General features: G+C 40.8%; 3 protein-coding genes. All 3 read left to right on the top strand.

Annotation, left to right across the window (positions count from 1 at the left end; genetic code table 11):
- The first annotated feature begins 102 nt into the window (after window positions 1–102).
- The 3 genes from msrB to JG50_RS0117740 all read left to right on the top strand — a co-directional run bounded on the left by msrB (window position 103) and on the right by JG50_RS0117740 (window position 1733).
- Entirely contained in the window at window positions 103–576 is a 474-nt protein-coding gene (msrB, locus tag JG50_RS0117750; RefSeq protein ID WP_052154477.1) for a peptide-methionine (R)-S-oxide reductase MsrB, read from the top strand.
- 295 nt (window positions 577–871) lie between these two features.
- The gene (locus JG50_RS0117745; protein ID WP_033102446.1) at window positions 872–1363 is read left to right on the top strand and encodes an aminoglycoside phosphotransferase family protein; all 492 of its coding nucleotides are present in this window, start codon (window positions 872–874) and stop codon (window positions 1361–1363) included.
- The gene (locus tag JG50_RS0117740; protein WP_033102445.1) at window positions 1350–1733 is read left to right on the top strand and encodes a phosphotransferase family protein; all 384 of its coding nucleotides are present in this window, start codon (window positions 1350–1352) and stop codon (window positions 1731–1733) included. The genes JG50_RS0117745 and JG50_RS0117740 overlap by 14 nt, the downstream gene beginning before the upstream one ends.
- The last annotated feature ends 261 nt before the right edge of the window (window positions 1734–1994 follow it).

Here is a 1994-nt window from a genome sequence, read left to right as displayed (position 1 = left end):
CTCTTTAGTTTTCAGGGAATACCGTTTATGGATTATCCAAACTGGATAATCTTTTTTGTATATAATAAAACTTACCAGTATCGAAAAAAGAGGTGCAAAGTGATGAAAGAAGAGTCCTCGAAAGTCAGACGGGCACGCCGTCCGATTCCGAATCGAGAGGAACTGCAAAAGAGGTTGACTGCTCTCCAGTATGAAGTGACACAAAAGGAAGGAACAGAACCTCCCTTTCGCAATGAATATTGGGATCATGATGAAGAAGGGATTTATGTGGATATTGTTTCCGGTGAACCTTTGTTCAGTTCTCTGGACAAGTTTGATGCCGGATGTGGCTGGCCCAGTTTTACCAAACCGCTTCATCCTGAGCAAATCGTCGAAAAGCTGGATGACCGGTTTGGCATGATTCGTACGGAGGTTCGCAGCAGGGAAGCAGATTCCCATTTGGGACATGTGTTTAATGACTGCCCTGCTCCGACACATTTGCGCTATTGCATCAATTCAGCCGCGCTCCGCTTCATTCCCAAAAAAGATCTGGAAAAAGAGGGTTATGGCGAATACCTGCATCTGTTTGAAAAGTAAAGAACCCGGTGCCCGGAAAATTTTAGCGCCTGTTCCACCAGTATCACAAATCGCGTAGAGCCACCTGTGCAGTAGTACTTTACAAACATGCGCTGCCTGTGACTGACCAAGCTTATACACCAAGTGCTTTTCACAATTCAATCAAAAAGAAACGGGATGCTCAATTGGGCATCCCGTTCTGTCGTTTGATATGATCTTTAGTTGAAAAAGAACAACTTTGATCATCTAGAAGAGTAATGTATAGATTGTTCAATCATTGTTTTACATCTGACTTGAAAGAATGAGGTCACCTAAAATGATGGAACGAATTTTTGTAAAATTGATTCAGCAATACGGTGCATTGAAAATAACTCCATTAAAAGGGGGGTATACGAACTCGACAGTTCTAATGGACGGTACAGATCCATTATTAGTTGCCAAGATTGCACGAAGGGATAACCAGGATGCTTTAAACGAAATTAGTTGTCTCAGCCTGCTTAATGGATCCGATATCACTCCTGCTTTATATGAAACATTTGATCTGTTCGATTTCAGAATAATGGTTATGGATTACCGAGAAGGAATCAACGGTCAGTTCATTTTAGACGATCACAAGTGGAATGATGCTGTTGAATTATACAAGTTGCTTGGTATAACTCTTGCTTCTCATATTCATGCTATTACCTGTCTTAATGGGAATGGAATTATTCGAAAGAGTTCCTTGAATTCTCTGAGAAACAGCGTTCGACTTGGACTTCGTACCTTTATCATTAAAAACGTCATCAGCCGGGATTTTGTCAGTCATTGAGGAAAGGGAAAGTGAGTGGGTATTAACCCACGGGGATTATGGGCCGCATAATATATTGATATCACCTGGAAAGAAGCTGTCTGTACTGGATTGGGAGTGGGCGGAGTGGGCGCATCCGTTAAATGATTTGGCGTGGGTATATTGGTTTACGAATTTCCATTATCCGGACAAGGCTGATTTTCTCCTTGAATCTTTTATTAATGGATATGCTTCACACAGAAATATTTCTTATGAGCCTAATCTCATAAAGGCTTATTGTATTGCTAAAGTTTGGAATGTGTTGTTGCGTGTGGAAAATGCCGCAAAGGATGTGCAAGACGAGTGGATTCGTCGTTTAGATTGGACTCTAAATAAGGAATTTTGTATATAAACTCTATGAGAAAAAATGATAACAAAAATATGCCTTTAAAAGAATAGACAGATTTTTATGGGAGAATATCACAGGTGTTTTTCCGCAGGTAAAATGCAGAAAAAAAACGGGGATGGCCCATTGAGCATCCCTGTTTATCTTATTTTTTAGTTTTGTTTGCTGCATGCACGCTATTTCTACCGCCTTCTTTGTGCGTTTGAGTGCTTTCTGGAAGGGGTAAAGGGAGCATCACTTCCGTAATTGTCAACGCCGGGATTAAAT

The sequence above is a fragment of the Thermoactinomyces daqus genome, assembly GCF_000763315.1.
Taxonomy (GTDB): Bacteria; Bacillota; Bacilli; order Thermoactinomycetales; family Thermoactinomycetaceae; genus Thermoactinomyces_A; species Thermoactinomyces_A daqus.
The sequence above is the reverse complement of the archived record's forward strand: the minus strand, read 5'-3'. Positions and strand labels throughout refer to the sequence as shown.